We start from the raw sequence: 203 nt of genomic DNA on the forward strand, positions 1-203 counted from the left end.
GTACCGGATCGTGCAGGAGTCGCTGACCAACACGCGTCGGCACGCCGGGGCCGGCGGCGCGGTGGTCACCCTGCGCTTCGGCGACGACGCGCTGGACCTGACCGTCGACGACGACGGTGCCGGCCCGGCGCCCGGCGCGGTGGACGGCACGGGGCTGACCGGCATGCGCGAGCGTGCGCGCTCGGTCGGCGGGACCCTGGAGG

At 77.3% G+C, this 203-nt stretch carries 1 protein-coding gene; it reads left to right on the forward strand.

The window, feature by feature from the left end; all coding sequences use genetic code 11:
* A partial coding sequence (locus GTW08_RS15780) for an ATP-binding protein (protein WP_346009918.1) occupies positions 1 to 203 on the forward strand: 203 nt, incomplete at both ends.

The sequence above is a fragment of the Pseudonocardia sp. SID8383 genome (assembly GCF_009864975.1).
Classification (GTDB): domain Bacteria; phylum Actinomycetota; class Actinomycetes; order Mycobacteriales; family Pseudonocardiaceae; genus Pseudonocardia; species Pseudonocardia alni.